Genomic DNA, 2,396 nt, shown 5'->3' on the forward strand with positions numbered 1-2,396 from the left:
AGGGCGTTGGAGTAGCACGCTCAAGACCCGAAGCGGAGTGATCTAGCCATGGGCAGGTTGAAGCGGAGGTAAGACTTCGTGGAGGACCGAACCCACCAGGGTTGAAAACCTGGGGGATGACCTGTGGTTAGGGGTGAAAGGCCAATCAAACTCCGTGATAGCTGGTTCTCCCCGAAATGCATTTAGGTGCAGCGTCGTGTGTTTCTTGCCGGAGGTAGAGCACTGGATAGGCGATGGGCCCTACCGGGTTACTGACCTTAGCCAAACTCCGAATGCCGGTAAGTGAGAGCGCGGCAGTGAGACTGTGGGGGATAAGCTCCATGGTCGAGAGGGAAACAGCCCAGAGCATCGACTAAGGCCCCTAAGCGTACGCTAAGTGGGAAAGGATGTGGAGTCGCAGAGACAACCAGGAGGTTGGCTTAGAAGCAGCCACCCTTGAAAGAGTGCGTAATAGCTCACTGGTCAAGTGATTCCGCGCCGACAATGTAGCGGGGCTCAAGCGTACCGCCGAAGTCGTGTCATTGCGATATTGACCCCCAACGGGGATCGTGATGGGTAGGGGAGCGTCGTCTGCCGGGTGAAGCGGCACTGGAAGGTAGTCGTGGACGGTTGACGAGTGAGAATGCAGGCATGAGTAGCGATTCACACGTGGGAAACGTGTGCGCCGATTGACTAAGGGTTCCTGGGTCAAGCTGATCTGCCCAGGGTAAGTCGGGACCTAAGGCGAGGCCGACAGGCGTAGTCGATGGATAACCGGTTGATATTCCGGTACCCGCTGTGGAGCGTCAAACATCGAGCATCGTGATGCTAAGGCCGTGAAGCCGTCCTGGATCCTTCGGGTGAAGGGGAGTGGTGGAGCCGCCGGACCAAGCGGTTAGTAGGTGAGTGATGGGGTGACGCAGGAAGGTAGTCCATCCCGGGCGGTGGTTGTCCCGGGGTAAGGGTGTAGGCCGGTGTGTAGGTAAATCCGCGCACCGTGTGGCTGAGACCTGATGCCGAGCCGATTGTGGTGAAGTGGATGATCCTATGCTGTCGAGAAAAGCCTCTAGCGAGTTTCATGGCGGCCCGTACCCTAAACCGACTCAGGTGGTCAGGTAGAGAATACCGAGGCGTTCGGGTGAACTATGGTTAAGGAATTCGGCAAAATGCCCCCGTAACTTCGGGAGAAGGGGGGCCATGCCTGGTGATCCGTTTTACATGGTGAGCTGGGGGTGGCCGCAGAGACCAGCGAGAAGCGACTGTTTACTAAAAACACAGGTCCGTGCGAAGCCGTAAGGCGATGTATACGGACTGACGCCTGCCCGGTGCTGGAACGTTAAGGGGACCGGTTAGCTCACTTTCGGGTGGGCGAAGCTGAGAACTTAAGCGCCAGTAAACGGCGGTGGTAACTATAACCATCCTAAGGTAGCGAAATTCCTTGTCGGGTAAGTTCCGACCTGCACGAATGGCGTAACGACTTCTCGACTGTCTCAACCATAGGCCCGGTGAAATTGCACTACGAGTAAAGATGCTCGTTTCGCGCAGCAGGACGGAAAGACCCCGGGACCTTTACTACAGTTTGATATTGGTGTTCGGTTCGGCTTGTGTAGGATAGCTGGGAGACTTTGAAGCGGCCACGCCAGTGGTTGTGGAGTCGTCGTTGAAATACCAGTCTGGTCGTGCTGGATGTCTAACCCGGGTCCGTGATCCGGATCGGGGACAGTGTCTGATGGGTAGTTTAACTGGGGCGGTTGCCTCCTAAAGGGTAACGGAGGCGCCCAAAGGTTCCCTCAGCCTGGTTGGCAATCAGGTGTTGAGTGTAAGTGCACAAGGGAGCTTGACTGTGAGACCGACGGGTCGAGCAGGGACGAAAGTCGGGACTAGTGATCCGGCGGTGGCTTGTGGAAGCGCCGTCGCTCAACGGATAAAAGGTACCCCGGGGATAACAGGCTGATCTTCCCCAAGAGTCCATATCGACGGGATGGTTTGGCACCTCGATGTCGGCTCGTCGCATCCTGGGGCTGGAGTCGGTCCCAAGGGTTGGGCTGTTCGCCCATTAAAGCGGTACGCGAGCTGGGTTTAGAACGTCGTGAGACAGTTCGGTCCCTATCCGCTGTGCGCGTAGGAGTCTTGAGAAGGGCTGTCCCTAGTACGAGAGGACCGGGACGGACGAACCTCTGGTGTGCCAGTTGTTCTGCCAAGGGCATGGCTGGTTGGCTACGTTCGGGAGGGATAACCGCTGAAAGCATCTAAGCGGGAAGCCTGCTTCGAGATGAGGACTCCCACCCACTTGATGGGGTAAGGCTCCCAGTAGACGACTGGGTTGATAGGCCGGATCTGGAAGCCTGGTAACAGGTGGAGGTGACCGGTACTAATAGGCCGAGGGCTTGTCCTCAGTTGCTCGCGTCCACTGTGTT

The 2,396-nt window shown here is 57.1% G+C and carries 1 rRNA gene; it reads left to right on the plus strand.

The features are described 5' to 3' along the window. Positions 1-2,374, plus strand: a 23S ribosomal RNA gene (locus ACFYMU_RS33350); the annotation flags it as partial. Between the last annotated feature and the right edge of the window lie 22 nt (positions 2,375-2,396).

The sequence above is a fragment of the Streptomyces sp. NPDC007264 genome, assembly GCF_042869095.1.
GTDB lineage: Bacteria > Actinomycetota > Actinomycetes > Streptomycetales > Streptomycetaceae > Streptomyces.